This window comes from Pseudomonas sp. BP8 (assembly GCF_017875955.1).
Taxonomy (GTDB): domain Bacteria; phylum Pseudomonadota; class Gammaproteobacteria; order Pseudomonadales; family Pseudomonadaceae; genus Aquipseudomonas.
The window spans coordinates 5,790,214-5,811,144 of the sequence record NZ_JAGINK010000001.1; the positions used below are offsets into that span (position 1 = coordinate 5,790,214).

Below are 20,931 nucleotides of genomic sequence, written 5' to 3' on the forward strand. Positions count from 1 at the left end.
GGCGGCGCTACTGGCGCAGATCCTGCGACAGCCCGAAAAGGGCGCGCAGTGTAACGATAAATGCGCCGATTGCTAAGTACTTGAATGCGCCATTTTACGCGTGTTTTGCGACCCTTGGCCGCTAGCGCACACGCGCAGCCTGATAGCGCTGCAAGGCAGCCAGCGAATCCGGGCAATACGGCATCTGCTGCCGCTCCTGTTCAACCTGGGCAAGGCTGGCAAAGCGGGCTTCGATAACCTCTTCAGGCTGCAGCTTCAGCGACCCGTCCCAGACCGCTGAAAACACTGCGCACCAGAGCCGGTTGCCCGGCTGGTCAAAGAAGAACTTCTCGTGAAAGCTCAGCTCGACGCCGCTGACCCCAAGCTCTTCCTCAAGCTCCCTGGCTGCCGATTGGGGGTAACTCTCGTCAGCCCCGACCATGCCTCCAGCTGCCACATCCCAGTAGCCCGGGTACACCGCCTTGCTCAACGAGCGGCGATTGATGCACAGCTCTCCGGCACTGTTGAACAGCAGAATGAAGGTGCCACGGCCGATCAGCCCGGCGTTGCGCAGCTCGGCCCGCGGCAGCGCACCGAGTGGTTCATCGGCGTCATCCACCCAGGCGATCAGTTCGAGGTCGGAGGCCGCGCGATGCGCGGCCTCAGCGGGGCTGATCGACATCCTCAACCCTGCGACAGCAACTGACGCAGATCGATCACCGCAGCGTTGGCACGGGAAATATAGTTGGCCATCACCAGCGAGTGGTTGGCCCACATGCCAAAGCCGCTGCCGTTGAGCACCATCGGGCTCCACAGGGCTTCCTGCGACGCTTCCAGCTCACGAATGATCTGGCGCACGCTGACCGTGGCGTTCTTCTTCGCCAGCACGTCGGCAAAGTCGACTTCGATCGCACGCAGCAGGTGCGACAGCGCCCAAGCCTGGCCGCGCGCCTCATAGAAGACATTGTCGATCTGCATCCACGGGGTTTCCACCAGCTCTTCGTCGAGCTGCGGCACCTGGCCAGCGACCACGGTTTCAGTCTTCAGGGTGCTGTTGAGCTTGACCCGACCCACACTCGCCGAGAGGCGCTGGGACAGCGAGCCCAGGCGGGTGGCGACATCGCCCAGCCAGTTGTTGAGGTTGTCGGCACGGGTGTAGAAGATCGCGCCCTGGTCACCTGCAGCCAGGCGAGCCTGGTAGCGGTTCAGCGACTTGATGCCCTCTTCGAATTCAGATTCGCTCGACGGCAGGATCCAGCTCTTGTTGTCGAAGTTGAAGCGCGGCTCGGCCTTGGCCAGGTCGGCGTCTTCAGTCGACTGCGATTGCGAACGGGCGAAATCCTTGCGCAGGGCGCGCGACAGGTCACGCACCTGAACCAGCACGCCGTATTCCCAGCTCGGCATGTTGTCCATCCACAGGCCCGGCGGGAAACGGTCGTTGGAAATATAGCCACCCGGCTTGTCCAGCAGCGTGCCGGCCACGGTCTTCAAGGTTTCGATAGTGGTGTAGCCGATCACCATCTTATGGCCGGTACGCTCGGACGTGACCAGGGCATTCTGCTGCACCGGGAACAGCTCCGGCTCCTGGCTCCAGTACCAGCCAAGGCCGATACAGACCAGCAGGTACAGCCCGATCAGCGTCCCCAGGGCACGGCTCCAGAGGCCTCCCAGGTAGCTTCGGGTAGCGGCGCCACGGGTCTCTACCCGCTCGCGGGGCTCGGCGTTGGCCTCGCGGTTTTTCCAGTCCAGCATGGCATTGTCCTTAATCAGTCACGACGGTTCAGAGCTTGGACCTCAGGTCTCGGCCAGGGTGCCACGGCAAGCTCACATCGCAGCACTATAAAGCAGACATCGCCTTACGCATAAGCGACCCAGCAGTCGGCAACTGAATATACGTCCGTAAACGCATTGTTGACATGGAACACGCGCTTGTCGGAAAAGGGGTGCTAGCATAGAGCCATCATCGAACCTGCACCCTCCTTCCAATAATGTAGCCAGGACATGACCCAGCCAGCCGAGCCGTGCCAACCGCGCCTTCTGCAGCAGCGCCTGCTGCGTCCCGGCCTGCGCAAAGATGATCCGTTGCACACGGTGTCGCTGCCCGCGCTGCGCAAGCCTGTCTATATCCTGTTGCAAGACCATGATCGCGCCGAGCGCCTTGCCCAGCAGCTGCAATTCTTCGGTCTGGCGGTGCAGGCGCTGTCCAGCCCCGAGGCCTTTGCTGCTTCGCTGAGCGAACGGCCGCCTTCGGCGATCATCATGGACGTCGACTTCTCTGGCCCTGGCTGCGGGCTGCTGCTGGCAGCGAAGGCTCAGCAGGGCCTGCTGCAACACATTCCGCTGCTGTTCTTCAGCCTGCACGAAGCCGACACACCGACCCGGCTGGCCGCCGTGCGCGCCGGTGGCCAGGAGTTTCTCACCGGCATCCTCGAGGCCTCCAGCCTGCTGGAGAAAGTCGAACTGCTGACCAGCGCTACCCAATACGATCCGTTTCGGGTGCTGATCATCGATGACTCGCGTGCCCAGGCCATGCACACCGAACGCCTGCTCAACAATGCCGGGATGATCACCCGCACCCTGACCGAGCCGATCAGGACCATGGCCGAGCTGGCCGACTTTCAGCCCGACCTGGTCATCCTCGACATGTACATGCAGGGCTGCACCGGGACCGAGCTGGCCAAGGTTATCCGCCACAATGACCGCTACGTCAGCGTGCCGATCATCTACCTCTCGGCCGAGGACGACCTCGACAAGCAGCTCGATGCCATGAGCGAAGGCGGTGACGACTTCCTGACCAAGCCGATCCGTTCGCGTCATCTGGTGACCACCGTGCGTACCCGCGCCGCCCGCGCTCGCCACCTCAAGGCGCGCATGGTCCGTGACAGCCTGACTGGCTTGTACAACCACACCCACATCCTCCAGCTGCTCGAGGATTGCAGCTTCCGCGCCCGTCGCGAGGCGCAACCGTTGAGCTTTGCCATGCTCGATATCGATCACTTCAAGAAGATCAATGACCGTCATGGGCATCCCATGGGTGACCGCGTAATCAAGAGCCTGGCGCTGTTTCTCAAGCAGCGCCTGCGCAAGAGCGACTACATTGGCCGTTATGGCGGTGAAGAGTTCGCCATCGTCATGCCCAATACGCCGCTGGCAGCAGCGCATAGAGTGCTCGACGAGATCCGCCAACGCTTCGCCGAGATTCTCTACCCGGCGCAGCCGCACGACTTGCACTGCTCGTTCAGTGCTGGCGTGGTGCAACTGGATGATGAGCATGATGCGCTGACCATGGCCAGTGCGGCCGACCAGGCGCTGTACCGGGCCAAGCATGCCGGGCGCAACTGCGTGGTGCGAGTAGAGCCCTAGGGGCTGCGCTGCAGCGCTTTGGGCAAACCTGAGCATCTGCGACCGCAAAGCGGCCCCTGCACGCCATAAAGGCAAAACGCCACTTTTTTTCTGACGCCAAGCCCCCGCCGTCATCACCACGTCACAAAACCGCAATAACTTCAGGCACCTACCTCCCCCCGCCCGCCGGAAGTTCGCGCCATGCGCCTGAAGTGGCTGACCAATTTCAACACCCTGTTGCTGGTAACCGTATGCATCGCCCTGGGCGCGACCCTGTGGTGGTCGCAACGCGCCCTGGAGCGCCCTTATCAGCTGATGGAACGCTACCTGAACCTGTCCCAGCAGTTCCAGAACCAGGCTGCGCGCAATACCCAGGCCTACCTGGCCAGCGGCGACGCCCTGCGCCACGCAGCGGCCCAGCAAGCCACCCAGGCGCTGCAGCAGGCCCTCGCCGACTGGCCGCCGACACTGGCCGAACAACTGCGCCCGAGCCTTGACAACCTGCTGGCCTTCAGCAGCAACCAATTGCTGGCGGCCGGCAAGCTCGCCGGCGACCCGCAAGCCCTGCTGCTGCAAGCCGAGCGCGAACTTGGCGCCAACCTCGAACAACTGGCGGGATATGCCCGCGAGGGCGGCAACAGCGAAGCGCCGCGCTACCTGGTGCCGCTGCTGGAGGCTTCGATTCACCTCGGCCGGCTGTCGCTGGCCCGCGACAAACTGGTGAGCAGTGGCCGCGCCGAACTGGCTGACGAGGTTGAACGTGAACTGCAACTGATCCGCACCCAAGCCGAACTGATCGACGCCCTGCCCCTGCTCGGGGTAACCCGCGCCGCCGACTCCAACGCCGATGACTTCGCCGCCTTGATGGGCCTGGAAAGCCAGGCCAGCACTGAGCAGGAAGATATCGCCGTGGGCCTCAAGCGCGAACTGCACAGCCTGCTCGCGCGCTACCCCGCCGAGCTGCAACGCACCCGCGAGCTGATCCAGCACCGCGCCGCCCTGGCCGCCAGCACTGGCGAGCGTCTCGACGCCGTGCAGCAGGCCATCGCCGCCCTGGAACCGCAGGTGCGTGCCCAGCATGGCCAGATCGCCGCCGAGGTGCGCATCATCCAAGGCCTGATGATCGGCCTGATCCTGCTCATCGCCCTGCTTATCGACCGCCTGCAGCGGCGCTTGACCGGTACCCTGAGCAGCCTCGCGCCAGCCCTGTCGCGCTGGGCCGAAGGCGATTTCGCCGCGCCCATCGGCCTGGGCAAGACCAACCGCGAGCTGCACGATATCGAAGCTTCACTCAATCGCCTGCGGCAGTACCTGGTGCAGTTGGTCGGCACGCTCAGGGCCAATGCCGAGCAGGTTGCCGGCAGCAGCCATGCCCTGGCCGGCATGAGCAGCGCCTTGCACGTGGGCGCCGAACGCCAGGCCGGCGACACCGCGCAGATTCGCGACGCCCTTGGCGAGCTCGAGGCGACCATCCAGCAGGTGGCCGGCGACGCCAGCTCGGCGGCTGACGCCAGCCATGATGCCGGTCGCGCCGTCGAGCATGGCCAGGCGGTGATCGGCCAGAGCTTGTCCGGCCTGCGCACGCTGGTCGATGAAGTGCAGGGCAATGCTCAGTTGATCGAACAATTGGCCGAGGAATCGGCGACCATCGGTAGCGTGCTGACGGTGATCCGCTCGATTGCCGAGCAGACCAACCTGCTGGCGCTGAATGCCGCCATCGAGGCCGCCCGCGCCGGCGAGATGGGCCGTGGTTTTGCCGTGGTGGCCGATGAAGTGCGCTCGCTGGCCCAGCGCACCACGGGTGCCACGGGTGAGATCCAGGCCTTGATCGACCGACTGCAATTGGCCGCCCGCGAATCGGTGAATGGCATGCGCATCCAGCTGGAGCACGCTGAAGCGACCGCCAGCCAGGCGCAGGCGGCCGATGGCGCGCTGGATGAGATTGTCAGTGCCATCCAGACCATTGCCCAGACGGCGGTGCGCATTGCCGACGTGACCGCCCAGCAGACTGGTGCAGTGAGCGAGATCCGTGACCACAGTGAGCGGATTCATGCGCTGGGTGAGGATAATCTGCAGCGTATTGGCGAGGGCCGCGAACAGGGCGAGCAGTTGCTCAAGCTGGGCGGCGAGTTGAATACGGCGGTGCGGGCGTTCAGGGTCTGAGGGGGTGCCTGTCATGGCCCTTTCGCGGGGCAAGCCCGCCCCTACAGGGACGGTGGTGATCTGGCCGTACGCCAATTCATCAACGACACCCCACCTGTAGGAGCGGGCTTGCCCCGCGAAGAGGCCGCAACAGGCCACCCGCAGATCCAGCGGCCATGTGTCGTGCGCCAGGCCGAGGCAAGCAAAATCTGCGGCAACTCCGTTATCATGCCCCCACGTTCCACCTCGCGAGTCCGCCATGCGCCGCCTGTTTTTCCTGCTGTTCCTGCTGCTGGCCAGCCCGGCTTTCGCCTCCGGCCTGCTCGACAACCGCCCCAGCGCCACCCTTGGCGCATCCTCGCTGAACAACAGCGCCGACTTCCTGCCCGTGCACGAGGCCTTCAAGCTCAGCCTGGTCGGCAGCGACGCCCACAGCATCAAACTGCGCTTCGTCGCCACCGACGGCTACTACCTGTACCGCCACCGCTTCCAGTTCCGCAGCGAGCCGGCCGACATTGCCCTGGGCACCGCGCAGATCCCGCCGGGCGAAGCCAAGCACGATGAATTCTTCGGCGATGTCGAGGTGTACCACGGCGTCGTCGACATCGAGGTCCCCCGCCCCGCCGCCGACTCACGCGCCTTCACCTTGCTGGTCGGCTACCAGGGCTGCGCCGACAAAGGCCTGTGCTATCCGCCGGAAACCGTGCGCCTGGCCATCGATGGCCAAGGCAGCGGCGTACCCGCCAGTGCAGAGCAGGGCTGGAGCTGGAAGTCGCTGGTGCTGTTCTTCCTCGCTGGCGTCGGCCTGACATTTACCCCCTGCGTGCTGCCGATGCTGCCGATCCTCTCTGGGGTGGTCCTGCGCGGTCAGGTCGGTGGCTGGCGTGGCCTCAGCCTGTCGCTTGCCTACGTGCTGCCGATGGCCGCCTGCTTTGCCCTGCTTGGCGCGCTGATGGGCGTATTCGGCGCCGGCCTGAACCTGCAGGCGCGGTTGCAATCGGCCTGGGTCCTGGTGCCGTTTGCGTTGTTCTTCGTGCTGTTCGCGCTGGCCATGTTCGGCCTGTTCGAACTGAAGCTGCCTCAGGCCTTGAGCAACCGCCTGGCCGGCGTCGCCAATCGCACCAAAGGCGGCTCACTGTTAGGTGCGGCAGTCCTCGGCGTGCTCTCCAGTCTGCTCGTCTCGCCGTGCGTTTCAGCACCACTGGCAGGTGCCCTGCTGTATATCAGCGCCAGTGGTGACGCACTCGGTGGCGCCTTGAAGCTGTTTGCCCTGGGCCTGGGCATGGGCGCCCCGCTGCTGCTGATCGCTACCGGTGGCGCCGCCTGGCTGCCGAAGAGCGGTGCCTGGATGAACACCGTCAAGAACGCCATCGGCGTGCTCCTGCTGGGACTGGCCATCGGCCTGCTGAGCCGGGTGCTGCCCGGCCCGGCCACCTTGCTCCTGATTGGCCTGCTGGCCGCTGGCGTGGCGCTGTTCCTCGGTACGCTGGAGTTGGTTGTGAAGAGCCCGCGCGAGCGCCTGGCACAGTTGCTTGGCCTGGCCCTGCTGGTCTATGCACTGGCCTGCTGGTACGGCGCCTTGAGCGGTCAGGGCGACCCGCTGCGCCCGCTGCCCGCCCCGCCCCAGGCAAGCAACGCGCTGGCAGCGCCGGTCGCGGCGGATGCCTGGCAGACCGTCACCACCCCGGCGGCGCTGGATGCCGCGCTGGCCGAGGCCAAGGCCGCCGGCCAGCCGGTCCTGCTCGACTGGTACGCCGACTGGTGCATCAGTTGCAAGGTGATCGAGCACGAGGTGCTCCCGGCGACTGCGGTGCAGGCGCAGCTGGGCGGGTTCAAGCTGCTGCGTTTCGACATCACCGAAAGCAATGCCGAGCAGCGCACGCTGCTCGACCGCTACCAGCTGTTCGGCCCGCCAGCGCTGATTTTCTTTGCCGCGAACGGCAGCGAAATGAGCAGCGATCGGGTGGTTGGCGAAATAAACGCCGGCGATTTTGCAGAAGTTCTCGCGCGCGTACGCGGCAAACTCGGTCTATAACTTCCCGCTGACCGGGACATTTCTCGTCATACATGACCAGAGTTAATCATCTGGTCACATACTTTGCGCGAATCTCGGACATCGTGCTGGCTATTGCAGGGAACTGGACACTCGTGGTCGGTTTGCGGCATAGTCGCCGCGCATGTCGAATTGCCCTACAAGACCAAGGAACCCGCAGATGGCAACGCTACTGGTGCTGCACGGCCCCAACCTCAACCTGCTCGGGACTCGCGAGCCGGGTCACTACGGTGCCGCCACCCTCGCCCAGATCAACCAGGACCTGGAGCAGCGTGCCCGCGCCGCTGGCCACCATCTGCAGTACCTGCAGAGCAATGCCGAATACGAATTGATCGAACGTATCCACGCTGCCCGTAACGAAGGCGTCGACTTCATCCTGATCAATCCGGCTGCTTTCACCCACACCAGCGTCGCATTACGTGACGCATTGCTGGCGGTGAGCATCCCATTCATCGAAGTGCACCTGTCCAACGTGCACAAGCGTGAACCGTTCCGGCACCACTCCTACTTCTCCGATGTGGCGGTAGGCGTGATCTGCGGCCTGGGCGCCACCGGCTACCGGTTGGCCCTGGAGTCTGCGCTGGAACACCTGGCTGGCAACGCACAGCCCTGATGACACAAAGCCTTGGCCCTTGCGGGCCGAGGCCATAGAGAAACGTTTTCGACACGTTTTCAAATTACGTCCCCGACCGAACCTTGGGAGTTGCTGATTAATGGATATCCGTAAAGTCAAAAAGCTGATCGAACTGCTGGAAGAGTCCGGCATCGACGAACTGGAGATCAAGGAAGGCGAAGAGTCCGTTCGCATCAGCCGTCACAGCAAGACCCCAGCTGCCCAGCAATACTTCGCACCACAACCGATGGCCGCCGCCCCTGTCGCTGCTGCTCCGGTTGCTGCCGCCCCTGCCGCCGAAGCCGCTGCGCCTGCCCTGAAAGGCACCGTGGTGCGCTCGCCGATGGTCGGTACCTTCTACCGCAAGCCGTCGCCGACCTCGCCAAACTTCGCTGAAGTCGGGCAGAGCATCAAGAAGGGCGACACCCTGTGCATCGTCGAAGCAATGAAGATGATGAACCACATCGAAGCCGAAATCGGCGGTGTCATCGACGCCATCCTGGTGGAAGACGGTCAGCCGGTTGAGTTCGACCAGCCGCTGTTCACCGTCGTTTGATTCGCGGAGAGCCAACGATGTCTGGGAAGCTGGAAAAAGTCCTGATCGCCAACCGTGGGGAAATTGCCCTGCGGATCCTGCGTGCCTGCAAAGAGCTGGGCATCAAGACCGTCGCCGTTCACTCCACGGCTGACCGCGAACTGATGCACCTGGGCCTGGCAGACGAGTCGGTCTGCATTGGTCCTGCTTCGTCCAAAGATTCCTACCTGCACATCCCGGCGATCATCGCCGCCGCCGAAGTGACGGGCGCCACTGCCATTCACCCTGGCTATGGCTTCCTGGCGGAAAACGCCGACTTCGCCGAGCAGGTCGAGAAATCCGGTTTTGCCTTCATCGGCCCGACCGCTGCCACCATTCGCCTGATGGGCGACAAGGTGTCGGCCAAGGACGCCATGATCAAGACCGGCGTACCGACTGTACCGGGCTCTGACGGCCCGCTGCCGGAAGACGAAGAAACCGCACTGGCGATTGCTCGCCAGGTCGGTTATCCGGTGATCATCAAGGCCGCCGGTGGCGGTGGTGGTCGCGGCATGCGCGTGGTGCACAAGGAAGAGGACCTGATCTCTTCGGCCAAGCTGACCCGTACCGAAGCCGGTGCTGCGTTCGGCAACCCGATGGTCTACCTCGAGAAGTTCCTGACCAATCCACGTCACGTGGAAGTCCAGGTACTCTCCGACGGCCAGGGCAACGCCATCCACCTCGGCGACCGCGACTGCTCGCTGCAGCGTCGTCACCAGAAGGTTCTGGAAGAAGCGCCGGCCCCGGGCATTGATGAGAAAGCGCGTCAGGAAGTCTTCAAGCGTTGCGTCGATGCCTGCATCGAGATCGGCTACCGTGGCGCCGGCACGTTCGAGTTCCTCTACGAGAACGGTAGCTTCTACTTCATCGAGATGAACACCCGCGTTCAGGTTGAGCATCCGGTGTCGGAGATGGTCACTGGCATCGACATCGTCAAGGAGATGCTCAGCATCGCCGCTGGCAACAAGCTGTCGTTCACCCAGGAAGACGTGGTCATCCGTGGTCACTCGCTGGAGTGCCGGATCAACGCCGAAGACCCGCGCAAGTTCATTCCGAGCCCGGGCACGGTCAAGCACTTCCATGCCCCGGGTGGCAATGGCGTGCGGGTCGATTCGCACCTGTACAGCGGCTATTCGGTACCACCGAACTATGACTCGCTGATCGGCAAGCTGATCACCTACGGCAAGGACCGCGACGAGGCCATGGCGCGCATGCGCAATGCCCTGGACGAAATCGTCGTCGACGGCATCAAGACCAACATCCCGCTGCACCGTGATCTGGTGCGCGATGAAGGTTTCTGCAAAGGTGGCGTCAACATTCATTACCTTGAGCACAAACTGGCTAACCAGGATTGATCTTGAGTTGATGATGTGAAAAACCCCGGCCTGGTGCCGGGGTTTTTTTTGGGGGTTTCATGGATGGGTTGGGGGCTGCGCCCTGCGATTTGCGTTGCTAGTACCGGCCTCTTCGCGGGGCAAGCCCGCTTCTACAGGATGGGCGCAGATTTTGGGTTCGGCGCTATACCTGTAGGAGCGGGCTTGCCCCGCGAAGAGGCCCGAATACCCACCCCACCTGCCATTATCGAAAACAACGCCAACCCAGACGCCGCCCGTAACTCAACAGCCAGGGCAACGGCAGGCGAATCGCTGCGCTCTCGCTTTGTTTATTTTCCAGGAGATTTATGGGGTGGCTGGCAGGGCTGTGCCCTGCGATTTGCATTGGCAGTACCGGCCTCTTCGCGGGACAAGCCCGCTCCTACAGGATGGGCGCAGATTTTGGGTTCGGCGCTATACCTGTAGGAGCGGGCTTGCCCCGCGAAGAGGCCCGAATACCCACCCCACCTGCCATTATCGAAAACAACGCCAACCCAGACGCCGCCCGCAACTCAACAGCCAGGGCAACGGCAGGCGAATCGCTGCGCTCTCGCTTTGTTTATTTTCCAGCAGATTTGTGGTGTGGCTGGCAGGGCTGCGCCCTGCGATTTGCATTGGCAGTACCGGCCTCTTCGCGGGACAAGCCCGCTCCTACAAGATGGGCGCAGATTTTGGGTTCGGCGCTATACCTGTAGGAGCGGGCTTGCCCCGCGAAGAGGCCCGAATATCCACCACCCATGCCACTATCAAAAACAACGCCAGCCCAGACGCCGCCCGTAACTTCGCGACTTCAGGAGGCCGAGTGGAGGTCTTGCGCAGGGAGGTGGAGGCCCAGGAGGGGCCGTACAGCGCGGTCCTCCCGGAGCAAGACCGGAGTGAGGGAACCCGCAGCGCAGCGGAGGGCCGAGGCGCGGATACCGGTTATGCAGGGGGCGCTGATGCATGCAGAAAACCCCACACTCAAGTAAACTCCCCTCCTTCGCGCAGCCCCCGCGCTGCCCTCAACCCGATTCATCAAAGGTACCCGCCATGCCCTGGCTGCAAGTACGCCTGGCCATCAGCCCAGAACAAGCCGAAACCTACGAAGATGCCCTGCTGGAAGTAGGCGCTGTCTCGGTGACCTTCATGGACGCCGAAGACCAGCCGATCTTCGAGCCGGACCTCAACACCACACCACTGTGGTCGCACACTCACCTGCTGGCCCTGTTCGAGGCCGATGCTGAACCAGACCAGGTGTTCGCTCACCTGCGCCTGCTGACCAGCGCCGAACTGCCCGAACACCACGCCGAAGTGATCGAGGATCAGGACTGGGAACGCAGCTGGATGGACAACTTCCAGCCAATGCGCTTCGGCCGTCGGCTGTGGATCGTGCCAAGCTGGCACGAGGCCCCCGAGAAGGACGCCGTCAACCTGCTACTCGACCCCGGCCTGGCATTCGGCACCGGCACCCACCCGACCACCGCCCTGTGCCTGGAATGGCTCGATGGCCAACAGCTCGAAGGCACCCAGGTACTGGACTTCGGTTGCGGCTCGGGCATCCTCGCCATTGCCGCGCTGCTGCTCGGCGCGCGTGAAGCGGTCGGCACCGACATCGACGTACAGGCGCTGGAAGCTTCGCGCGACAACGCCGGGCGCAATGGCATCGCCGAAGCACTGTTCGCCCTGTACCTGCCCGAGCAGATGCCGGCCATGCAGGCCGACGTGCTGGTCGCCAATATCCTCGCCGGGCCTCTGGTTTCGCTGGCCCCGCAACTGGCCGGGCTGGTTCGTCCCGGGGGCCTGCTGGCCCTGTCGGGTATCCTTGCCGAACAAGGCGAAGAAGTCGCTGCCGCCTATGCTGCCGACTTCGAGCTGGATCCGATCGTCGTGCGCGACGGTTGGGTGCGCATCAGTGGCCGCCGTCGCTCGGCAGGCCTAGAATAACTTCCTGCACAGCCCCCCGGATCGCCGCATGACCGACAGTTTCGTCACCCAGTGCCCGCATTGCCAGACCAGCTTTCGTGTCACTCACCACCAGTTGAGTGTGGCCCGCGGGGTGGTCCGGTGCGGCCAGTGCCTGCAGGTCTTCAACGCCGCCAAGCAGTTGCTCGAGCAGAACCGCGCCGCCACGGCGCAGCCTGCTCCAGCGTTGCCGGTGGAGGCGCCGACGGCTGTCGTCCCGGCTACCCCGGTAGTGCCCGTGCCGCCGCTACAGCGCGAGCCGCTGCCGCTCGCTGAGGACGACTGGGCAAGCACCTCGCAAGCGCTGGATGAGCTCGACCTGGACCAGGCCCTGGCCGACATGGAGCGCCGCGGCCCGGTAGCGGATCGGCGCAGCCCGCCAGGAGAAAGCCAGGCCGCGCCACGCAACGATTCGTTGCAGGCGCGACGCGATGACCACGGCCCCGACGCGCACGCCGACCAACCCTTCGGCAACGCCACCGACGAGCCCCTGGCAGAGCCAGCAGCACTGGATGAGCCCCAGCCGCCACTGGTCGAGGCCGAGCCTTTGGCGCTCGAACTCGCGCCGGGCGAGCGTACCGAGCCGACCCTGAGCCTGGACCTGGGACCAGAAGAAGAGCCCCTGCGCCAGCAGCCCTCGTTCGACCTCGACGAGATCGAACCGGCCGTGCGCGAGCAAGACCGCCTGGCCGCAACCGATGACCAGGCGCCCGGCGAGAAAGGCCTGTCGGCGCTTGATCACGAGGAGCGTCGCGAGCGCCTGTCGGCGCGTGACGACGATGACGTCGACGGGACCGAGCACGCCCCCGACACGCGCATCGAACCCGGCCTGAATGCCCGCACCACCAGACGCAAGGAGCCGTTGATCGATGTGGTCGACGACCCGTTGCAGCTGGACTGGCAAAAGCCCAAGGTCAACTGGGGCAAGCGCCTGCTGTGGGGCTTGCTGACCCTGTTCGCGGCCGGCCTGCTGGCCTTCCAGTACATCTGGTACCACTTCGACGAGATGGCCCGCCAGGACCAGTACCGGCCGTGGTTCCAGCAACTCTGCCCGATGTTCGGCTGCAAGGTGCCGACCCGGGTCGACATCGGCCGGATCAAGAGCAGCAACCTGGTGGTCCGTAGCCATCCGGACTTCAAGGGTGCGCTGATCGTCGACGCGATCATCTACAACCGCGCCCCCTTCGCCCAGCCCTTCCCCCTGCTCGAGCTGCGTTTCGCCGATCTCAACGGCCAGTTGATCGCCAGCCGTCGCTTCAAACCCAGCGAATACCTCTCCGGTGAACTGGCCGGTCGCGGCGAGATGCCCAGCCAGACGCCGATCCACATCGCGCTGGATATCCTCGACCCAGGCGCCAAGGCCGTGAACTACAGCCTCAGCTTCCGCTCCCCGGAATGATTCGCCCGCCCGGCTGCCGGTTTACCGGCGCCGGAAGGCTGTCCAGAACCCAGAGGCATAAGGCCGTAACTGTTCAGATTTTATCCAGATTGATCTTTATCCGGTCATCGAGAGCGGGTATTATGCCAACCCTTTTTCGAACTCCAATGATTCGGCCCCACAACAGGGAACACCTATGTCGGCGGTACGCATCGGCCCATATACACTGCAAAACAACCTGATCCTTGCGCCCATGGCCGGGGTTACGGACCAACCTTTCCGCACGCTTTGCCAACGCCTTGGTGCCGGCATGGTGGTCTCGGAAATGGTCAGCAGCGACATGACCCTGTGGGACAGCCGCAAGTCGCGTCTGCGCCGCATCCACGAAGGTGATCCCGAGCCACGCTCGGTGCAGATCGCCGGCGGTGATGCGCAGATGATGGCAGCGGCGGCCCGGGCGAATGTCGAGGCAGGCGCGCAGATCATCGATATCAACATGGGCTGCCCGGCAAAAAAAGTCTGCAACAAGGCCGCAGGCTCTGCTTTATTGAGAGATGAAGCCTTGGTCAGCGAGATCGTCCATGCCGTCGTCGGCGCTGTGGACGTGCCGGTGACCCTGAAGATCCGCACCGGCTGGGACCGGGCGAGCAAGAACGGCCTGAACGTGGCAAAGATCGCCGAGCAGGCCGGCATTCAGGCGCTAGCGGTGCATGGCCGCACACGCGCCGACCTGTACACCGGCGAAGCCGAGTACGACACCATCGCTGCGATCAAGCAGGCGGTGTCGATCCCGGTATTTGCCAACGGCGATATCACCTCGCCAGAAAAGGCCTGGGCGGTGCTCGACGCCACCGGAGCCGACGGCCTGCTGATCGGCCGTGCCGCTCAAGGGCGGCCGTGGATTTTCCGCGAGATCGAGCATTACCTGCGGACCGGCCAGCATCTGCCAGCCCCTGGGCTGGACGAGGTAGAACGCATTTTGCTGGAGCACCTTGCCGCGCTGCATGCCTTCTATGGCGATGTGATGGGCGTACGTATCGCCCGTAAGCACGTTGGCTGGTACCTGGCGACAAGACCCGGCGGCAAGGAGTTTCGCTCCCGGTTCAACGCTTTGGATGAGACACACGCGCAGTGCGCCAACGTTCGCGAATTTTTCCGCGAAGGTCGACAGAGCCTTGAAACAAAGGACGGAACAGGGGTGGCCGCATGACGATGATGACCGAGACTTTAGTGAGTGGAACAACGCCCGTGAGCGACAACGCCAACCTCAAACAGCACCTCAATACGCCGAGCGAGGAGGGTCAGACCCTTCGCGACAGCGTCGAGAAGGCGCTGCACAACTACTTCGCCCACCTCGAAGGCGCCTCCGTCACGGACGTGTACAACCTGGTGCTCTCGGAGGTCGAGGCGCCGCTGCTCGAAAGTGTGATGAACTACGTCAAGGGCAACCAGACCAAGGCCAGTGAGATGCTCGGGCTCAACCGAGGTACCCTGCGCAAGAAGCTCAAGCAATACGACTTGCTGTAAAGCCAGAATCCCAATCAGAAAAGGCGACTCCGAAAGAGGCGCCTTTTTTGCTGACTCCACCGCGTTATGGAATCCGAAATGACCGACCAGACTACCCGCCTGCCGATCCGCCGCGCCCTGATCAGCGTCTCCGACAAGACCGGGATCCTCGAATTCGCTCGTGAGCTGCAACAGCTCGGTGTCGAGATCCTGTCCACCGGTGGCACCTACAAGCTGCTCAAGGACAACGGCGTCGACGCGGTGGAAGTGGCCGACTACACCGGCTTCGCTGAAATGATGGACGGCCGGGTGAAGACCCTGCATCCGAAGATCCACGGCGGTATCCTCGGTCGTCGCGGCACCGACGACGCGATCATGAACGAGCACGGCATCAAGCCGATCGACCTGGTTGCAGTCAACCTGTACCCGTTCGAAGCCACCATCGCCAAGCCAGGCTGTGACCTGCCGACCGCGATCGAGAACATCGACATCGGTGGCCCGACCATGGTCCGCTCGGCGGCCAAGAACCACAAAGACGTGGCCATCGTGGTCAACGCCAGTGACTACGCCCAGGTGCTGGAAAACCTCAAGGCCGGCGGCCTGACCTACGCTCAGCGTTTCGACCTGATGCTCAAGGCGTTCGAACACACCGCCGCCTACGACGGCATGATCGCCAACTACATGGGCACTGTTAACCAGACCGTCGAGACCCTCAGCACCGAAGGCCGCAGCCAGTTCCCGCGCACCTTCAACAGCCAGTTCGTCAAGGCCCAGGAAATGCGCTACGGCGAGAACCCGCACCAGAGCGCGGCGTTCTACGTTGAAGCGAACAAGGGCGAGGCGAGCATCTCCACCGCCACCCAGCTGCAAGGCAAGGAACTGTCGTTCAACAACGTGGCCGATACCGACGCCGCGCTGGAGTGCGTGAAGAGCTTCGTCAAGCCAGCCTGCGTCATCGTCAAGCATGCCAACCCATGCGGCGTTGCCGTGGTCCCGGACAACGAAGGCGGCATCCGCCAGGCTTACGAGCTGGCCTACGCCACCGACACCGAGTCGGCCTTCGGCGGCATCATTGCCTTCAACCGCGAGCTGGACGGCGAAACCGCCAAGGCCATCGTCGAGCGTCAGTTCGTTGAAGTGATCATTGCGCCGAAGATCTCCCAGGCCGCCCGGGACGTGGTCGCTGCCAAGCAGAACGTGCGTCTGCTCGAGTGTGGCGAGTGGCCCGCCGAGCGTAGCGCCGGTTGGGACTTCAAGCGCGTCAACGGTGGCCTGCTGGTGCAGAGCCGCGATATCGGCATGATCGGTGCCGATGACCTGAAGATCGTTACCCAGCGCGCGCCAAGCGAGCAAGAGATCCACGACCTGATCTTCGCCTGGAAAGTGGCCAAGTTCGTCAAGTCCAACGCCATCGTCTACGCCAAGCAGCGCCAGACCATCGGTGTCGGCGCCGGCCAGATGAGCCGCGTCAACTCCGCGCGCATCGCCGCGATCAAGGCTGAGCACGCAGGCCTGCAGGTGCAGGGCGCGGTGATGGCCTCGGACGCGTTCTTCCCGTTCCGTGATGGCATCGACAATGCGGCTAAAGTGGGTATCACCGCTGTCATCCAGCCAGGTGGTTCGATGCGTGATGCTGAAGTGATCGCCGCCGCCGACGAAGCTGGCATCGCGATGGTCTTCACCGGCATGCGCCACTTCCGCCACTGATCCCGGCAACCGGCCGCACTGAAGCAGCTATCTGCTGCGTTGCGACCTCGTATAGCGAATACAGCGCGGTAGGCTTCGCCTGCCGCTCGGAAAACCACTGAGGTTTTTGACATGAAAGTTTTGATCATCGGCAACGGCGGCCGTGAGCACGCCCTGGCCTGGAAAGTCGCCCAGGATCCACGCGTCGAAAAAGTCTTCGTCGCCCCAGGCAACGCTGGCACCGCCACCGAAGCCAAGTGCGAGAACGTCGACATCCAGGTCACTGCCCTGGAGCAACTGGCCGACTTCGCCGAGCAGAACGTCCAGCTGACCATCGTCGGCCCTGAAGCACCGCTGGTCGCGGGTGTCGTCGACCTGTTCCGCAGCCGCAACCTGGAGTGCTTCGGCCCTACCAAGGGCGCGGCCCAGCTGGAAGGTTCCAAGGCGTTCACCAAGGACTTCCTGGCTCGCCACAAGATCCCGACCGCCGACTACCAGAACTTCACCGAGATCGAACCGGCCCTGGCCTACCTGCAACAAGTCGGTGCGCCGATCGTGATCAAGGCCGACGGCCTGGCCGCGGGCAAAGGCGTGATCGTTGCCATGACCCTGCAGGAAGCCGAAGACGCCGTGCGCGACATGCTCGCCGGCAATGCCTTCGGTGAAGCCGGTTCACGCGTGGTGATCGAAGAGTTCCTCGACGGCGAAGAAGCCAGCTTCATCGTCATGGTCGACGGCCACAACGTGCTGCCAATGGCCACCAGCCAGGACCACAAGCGCGTCGGCGACGCCGACACTGGGCCGAACACCGGCGGCATGGGTGCCTACTCGCCAGCCCCGGTGGTTACCGCCGACGTGCATCAGCGGGTCATGGACCAGGTGATCTGGCCGACCGTGCGCGGCATGGCCGAGGAAGGCAACGTCTACACCGGCTTCCTCTATGCAGGCCTGATGATCGACAAGGCGGGCAACCCCAAGGTCATCGAGTTCAACTGCCGCTTCGGCGACCCGGAAACCCAGCCAGTCATGCTGCGCCTGGAGTCGAGCCTGGTCCTGCTGATCGAAGCTGCTTTCGCCAAGGCCCTGGATAAAGTCGAAGCGCAATGGGACCCGCGCCCAAGCCTGGGCGTGGTCCTGGCCGCTGGCGGCTACCCGGCCGACTACGCCAAGGGCGCTGCGATCAGCGGCCTGGACGCTGCTGCCAAGCTCGAAGGCAAGGTGTTCCACGCCGGTACCGCACTGCAGGATGGTCAGGTCGTGACCAGCGGCGGCCGCGTGCTCTGCGCCACCGCCCTGGGCCAGACCGTCGAGGCTGCGCAACAGCAAGCCTACCGCCTGGCCAAGGAAGTCAGCTGGGATGGCAGCTTCTACCGTAACGACATCGGCTACCGGGCCATTGCCCGCGAGCGCGGTGAGCACCAGTAACACTGCACCACCGAATGGCCATGACGCCGCCCGCGCATGGCCTTCGGCTCGTCGACAGGGCCCTGATGGGCCTTGCCTTCGCCTTGGCGCGCCGCGCATAGTTGTTACCCGGCACATCAGCTAAGAAGGGATTTCGTCTTGCGTCGGCTTCGGATTGCCATTGCCCTGACTGTCAGCTTGCTGACCTTGCTCTGCCTGCTCCCGGTTTCGGCCGAGCAAGGCGGTGGCTGGTCGATGTTGCTCGACGAACAGGCCAACCTGCAACTGAGCGACGTGCGCTCCGACCGCTACCGCAACCAATTCAGCCCCCTGCAGCTCAACGAGCTGGAGGCTGCCTCAGCCGATCAAGCGCTGTGGCTGCACTATCGCCTTGAACCCGGCGAGCAGGAACGTCTGCTCAGGGTCTTCGCCCCCGACCTGTCACGCCTTGACCTGTATGCACTGGACGGGCAAAAACTGCTGCGCCAATTGCATCACGGCCCCCAGGCCGGCAACGCCAGCCCGACCCTGCGTGGCAGCGACCATGTGCTGCCGCTGCCCAACAGCACTCAGCCGCTGGACGTCTACCTGCACCTGGTCTCGGAACACCAACTGCGCCCAGCGATCAGCCTCGAGACCGCCGCCACGGCTGCTGCCGACCAGACCCGACCGCTGCTGTTCGGGCTGTTGTTCGGCGGCCTGGTCATGCTCATCCTGCACAACCTGATCCGCTTTCTCTACTCGCGTTCCAGCACCACCCTGATCCTCGCCCTCTACCATGGCTTGATGCTGCTCAGTGCGCTGATCCTGCTCAACCTCAGCGGGCCCTGGTGGCACCTCTGGCACAGCGCCCAGACCCCGGCCGCCTACCTGACCCTGGTCATGGCAGGCCTGGCCGGGCTGTACTTCACCCAGCATTTCTTCAGCCCGTGTGGCTCGCCTCGATTGAACCGGCTGCTGCACGGCGAAATGCTTGTAGCCGCGGTCAGCGGCCTGGTGCTGCTGTTCGTCGATACCCTGCCGCTCAACCTGATGACCTATGCCCTGCTCGCCCTCGGCAGTGTCAGCATGCTGCTGGTCAGCAGCTATCACTGGTACAAGGGCTATGGCCCGGCGCGGCTGTTCACCCTGGCCATGCTGGTCTACAACGTTGGCGGCCTGGTACTGCTGCCGGCGCTGCTCGGCCTGACCCACACCTCGACGCCGTGGCTGCTGTGCATACTCATGGGCCTGACGGTGAGCAGCGGTCTGCTGCTCAACCTGGCCGTCAGCGAGCGCCTGCGCAAAATCAATGAAGAGCGCTTCCGCGCCAGCCGGGCGCTGGCCGCCAGCGATGCCGAGATCAACGCCAAGGCCGAGTTCCTGGCCAAGATCAGCCACGAGATCCGCACCCCGATGAACGGCGTGCTGGGCATGACCGAGCTGTTGCTCGGCACCCCGCTGTCGGTCAAGCAACGCGACTATGTACAGACCATCCACAGCGCCGGGAATGAGCTGCTGACCCTGATCAACGAGATCCTCGACATCTCCAAGCTGGAGTCGCGGCAGATCGAACTGGATGATGTCCAGTTCGACCTCAACGCCCTGATCGAAGACTGCCTGAACATCTTCCGGGCCAAGGCCGAACAGCAGAATATCGAGCTGATCAGCTTCACCCAGCCGCAGGTCCCGCGGGTCATCAGCGGCGACCCGACGCGCCTGCGCCAGGCGCTGTCGAGCCTGCTGGAAAACGCCCTGAAAAACACCGAGCAGGGCGAAATCCTGCTGGTTGTCGCCCTCGACCAACGCGGCGAGCTGCCGCGTTTGCGCATCGCCGTGCAAGACAGCGGCACCGCCATGCCTCAAGCCGAGCGTGACGCCCTGCTGCAAGCCGAGCTGCACAGTCATCAGTTCCTCTCCAGCAACAAGCTCGGCGGCCACCTCGGCCTGGTGATAGCCAAGCAACTGATCGGCCTGATGCAGGGCGAATTCGGCATCAAGAGCAGCAGCAACCTGGGCAACACCCTGTGGCTGACCCTGCCGCTCGACCCGTCGCGCCTGGAGCAACCGCCGGCCGACCTCGACGGCCCTTTGCGCGATGCGCGGGTGCTGGTGGTCGACGACAACGACACCTGCCGCAAGGTGCTGGTGCAGCAATGCAGCGCCTGGGGCATGAACGTCAGCGCCGTGCCGTCGGGCAAGGAGGCGCTGGCCTTGCTGCGGACCAAGGCGCACCTGCGTGACTACTTCGATGCGGTGCTGCTCGACCAGAACATGCCGGGCATGACCGGCATGCAACTGGCGGCGAAGATCAAGGAAGACCCGAGCCTGAACCACGACATCCTGGTGGTGATGCTCACCGGCATCAGCAATGCGCCGAGCAAGGTCATCGCGCGCAATGCCGGGGTCAAGCGTATCCTGGCCAAGCCGGTGGCCGGCTACACGCTGAAGACCACCCTCGCCGAAGAGCTGGCCCAGCGCGGCCGCGAACAGACCCTGCCGCCGCCGTTGGCCGGCATTGCGCCTGTGCCGCTGGAGCTGCCAAGCGACTTCCAGGTACTGGTCGCCGAAGACAACAGCATCTCGACCAAGGTCATCCGCGGCATGCTCGGCAAGCTCAACCTTGAGCCGGATACCGCGAGCAATGGCGAAGAAGCCTTGCGTGCGATGAAGGCGCGGCGGTATGACCTGGTGTTGATGGATTGTGAAATGCCGGTGCTCGATGGTTTCTCGGCAACTCAGCAGTTGCGGATCTGGGAGACCGAGAACCAGCGCCAGCGCACGCCGGTGGTGGCCTTGACCGCGCATATTCTCAGCGAGCACAAAGAGCGCGCCCGGCTGGCTGGGATGGACGGGCACATGGCCAAGCCAGTTGAACTGTCGCAGTTGCGCGAGCTGATCCAGTACTGGGCCGGGCAGCGTGAGGCCAAGGCGGATACCGTGCATATCCCTTGAGATTGC

The 20,931-nt window shown here is 63.9% G+C and carries 15 protein-coding genes; 13 read left to right on the plus strand and 2 right to left on the minus strand.

All coding sequences use genetic code 11. From position 1 onward, the window contains the following. Nucleotides 1-121: 121 nt before the first annotated feature. Both J3B00_RS25400 and J3B00_RS25405 read right to left on the minus strand, forming a co-directional pair. Complete coding sequence (locus J3B00_RS25400) at nucleotides 122-661, minus strand: NUDIX hydrolase (RefSeq protein WP_209873941.1); 540 nt, start codon at nucleotides 659-661, stop codon at nucleotides 122-124. Between the two features lie 2 nt (nucleotides 662-663). Further along, complete coding sequence (locus tag J3B00_RS25405) at nucleotides 664-1,731, minus strand: DUF2333 family protein (RefSeq protein WP_209873945.1); 1,068 nt, start codon at nucleotides 1,729-1,731, stop codon at nucleotides 664-666. A gap of 249 nt (nucleotides 1,732-1,980) precedes the next feature. Here J3B00_RS25405 and J3B00_RS25410 point away from each other — a divergent pair, with 249 nt between their 5' ends. From J3B00_RS25410 to J3B00_RS25470, 13 genes are all read left to right on the plus strand, one after another. Then, entirely contained in the window at nucleotides 1,981-3,342 is a 1,362-nt protein-coding gene (locus tag J3B00_RS25410; protein ID WP_209873948.1) for a diguanylate cyclase, read from the plus strand. 180 nt (nucleotides 3,343-3,522) lie between these two features. Then, complete coding sequence (locus J3B00_RS25415) at nucleotides 3,523-5,484, plus strand: methyl-accepting chemotaxis protein (RefSeq protein ID WP_209873951.1); 1,962 nt, start codon at nucleotides 3,523-3,525, stop codon at nucleotides 5,482-5,484. A 238-nt stretch (nucleotides 5,485-5,722) separates the two neighbouring features. Continuing rightward, the gene (locus J3B00_RS25420; protein ID WP_209873954.1) at nucleotides 5,723-7,498 is read left to right on the plus strand and encodes a protein-disulfide reductase DsbD; all 1,776 of its coding nucleotides are present in this window, start codon (nucleotides 5,723-5,725) and stop codon (nucleotides 7,496-7,498) included. 178 nt (nucleotides 7,499-7,676) lie between these two features. Continuing rightward, a complete protein-coding gene (aroQ, locus tag J3B00_RS25425; protein WP_209873957.1) occupies nucleotides 7,677-8,129 on the plus strand; it encodes a type II 3-dehydroquinate dehydratase in 453 nt (150 codons plus the stop codon). Nucleotides 8,130-8,229: 100 nt separating this feature from the next. After that, nucleotides 8,230-8,685: an acetyl-CoA carboxylase biotin carboxyl carrier protein gene (accB, locus tag J3B00_RS25430; protein ID WP_209873960.1), complete on the plus strand. Its 456-nt coding sequence runs from the start codon at nucleotides 8,230-8,232 to the stop codon at nucleotides 8,683-8,685. A gap of 17 nt (nucleotides 8,686-8,702) precedes the next feature. After that, the gene (gene accC, locus J3B00_RS25435; protein WP_209873963.1) at nucleotides 8,703-10,058 is read left to right on the plus strand and encodes an acetyl-CoA carboxylase biotin carboxylase subunit; all 1,356 of its coding nucleotides are present in this window, start codon (nucleotides 8,703-8,705) and stop codon (nucleotides 10,056-10,058) included. Nucleotides 10,059-11,105: 1,047 nt separating this feature from the next. Continuing rightward, on the plus strand, nucleotides 11,106-11,999 hold the full coding sequence (gene prmA, locus J3B00_RS25440) for a 50S ribosomal protein L11 methyltransferase (protein ID WP_209873966.1): 894 nt from the start codon (nucleotides 11,106-11,108) through the stop codon (nucleotides 11,997-11,999). Nucleotides 12,000-12,027: 28 nt separating this feature from the next. Beyond that, entirely contained in the window at nucleotides 12,028-13,416 is a 1,389-nt protein-coding gene (locus tag J3B00_RS25445) for a DUF3426 domain-containing protein (RefSeq protein ID WP_209873969.1), read from the plus strand. Nucleotides 13,417-13,591: 175 nt separating this feature from the next. Further along, nucleotides 13,592-14,605, plus strand: coding sequence for a tRNA dihydrouridine synthase DusB (gene dusB, locus J3B00_RS25450; protein ID WP_209873980.1), 1,014 nt, complete (start codon nucleotides 13,592-13,594; stop codon nucleotides 14,603-14,605). Continuing rightward, nucleotides 14,602-14,922: a DNA-binding transcriptional regulator Fis gene (gene fis / locus J3B00_RS25455; protein ID WP_101316071.1), complete on the plus strand. Its 321-nt coding sequence runs from the start codon at nucleotides 14,602-14,604 to the stop codon at nucleotides 14,920-14,922. The genes dusB and fis overlap by 4 nt, the downstream gene beginning before the upstream one ends. Nucleotides 14,923-15,000: 78 nt before the next feature. After that, nucleotides 15,001-16,608 (plus strand): bifunctional phosphoribosylaminoimidazolecarboxamide formyltransferase/IMP cyclohydrolase, encoded by a 1,608-nt coding sequence (gene purH, locus J3B00_RS25460; protein WP_209873982.1) that lies wholly within the window; start codon nucleotides 15,001-15,003, stop codon nucleotides 16,606-16,608. Between the two features lie 111 nt (nucleotides 16,609-16,719). Next, complete coding sequence (gene purD, locus J3B00_RS25465) at nucleotides 16,720-18,012, plus strand: phosphoribosylamine--glycine ligase (RefSeq protein WP_209873984.1); 1,293 nt, start codon at nucleotides 16,720-16,722, stop codon at nucleotides 18,010-18,012. 138 nt (nucleotides 18,013-18,150) lie between these two features. Continuing rightward, nucleotides 18,151-20,925 (plus strand): hybrid sensor histidine kinase/response regulator, encoded by a 2,775-nt coding sequence (locus J3B00_RS25470; protein ID WP_209873987.1) that lies wholly within the window; start codon nucleotides 18,151-18,153, stop codon nucleotides 20,923-20,925. Nucleotides 20,926-20,931: the final 6 nt, after the last annotated feature.

Coding starts and splice junctions, on each gene's coding strand:
- aroQ (WP_209873957.1), top strand. CDS start 7,677: ATGGCAACGCTACTGGTGCTGCACGGCCCCAACCTCAACCTGCTCGGG.
- J3B00_RS25410 (WP_209873948.1), top strand. CDS start 1,981: ATGACCCAGCCAGCCGAGCCGTGCCAACCGCGCCTTCTGCAGCAGCGC.
- J3B00_RS25400 (WP_209873941.1), bottom strand. CDS start 661: ATGTCGATCAGCCCCGCTGAGGCCGCGCATCGCGCGGCCTCCGACCTC.
- J3B00_RS25415 (WP_209873951.1), top strand. CDS start 3,523: ATGCGCCTGAAGTGGCTGACCAATTTCAACACCCTGTTGCTGGTAACC.
- J3B00_RS25420 (WP_209873954.1), top strand. CDS start 5,723: ATGCGCCGCCTGTTTTTCCTGCTGTTCCTGCTGCTGGCCAGCCCGGCT.
- purH (WP_209873982.1), top strand. CDS start 15,001: ATGACCGACCAGACTACCCGCCTGCCGATCCGCCGCGCCCTGATCAGC.
- dusB (WP_209873980.1), top strand. CDS start 13,592: ATGTCGGCGGTACGCATCGGCCCATATACACTGCAAAACAACCTGATC.
- accC (WP_209873963.1), top strand. CDS start 8,703: ATGTCTGGGAAGCTGGAAAAAGTCCTGATCGCCAACCGTGGGGAAATT.
- purD (WP_209873984.1), top strand. CDS start 16,720: ATGAAAGTTTTGATCATCGGCAACGGCGGCCGTGAGCACGCCCTGGCC.
- J3B00_RS25405 (WP_209873945.1), bottom strand. CDS start 1,731: ATGCTGGACTGGAAAAACCGCGAGGCCAACGCCGAGCCCCGCGAGCGG.
- prmA (WP_209873966.1), top strand. CDS start 11,106: ATGCCCTGGCTGCAAGTACGCCTGGCCATCAGCCCAGAACAAGCCGAA.
- fis (WP_101316071.1), top strand. CDS start 14,602: ATGACGATGATGACCGAGACTTTAGTGAGTGGAACAACGCCCGTGAGC.
- J3B00_RS25445 (WP_209873969.1), top strand. CDS start 12,028: ATGACCGACAGTTTCGTCACCCAGTGCCCGCATTGCCAGACCAGCTTT.
- accB (WP_209873960.1), top strand. CDS start 8,230: ATGGATATCCGTAAAGTCAAAAAGCTGATCGAACTGCTGGAAGAGTCC.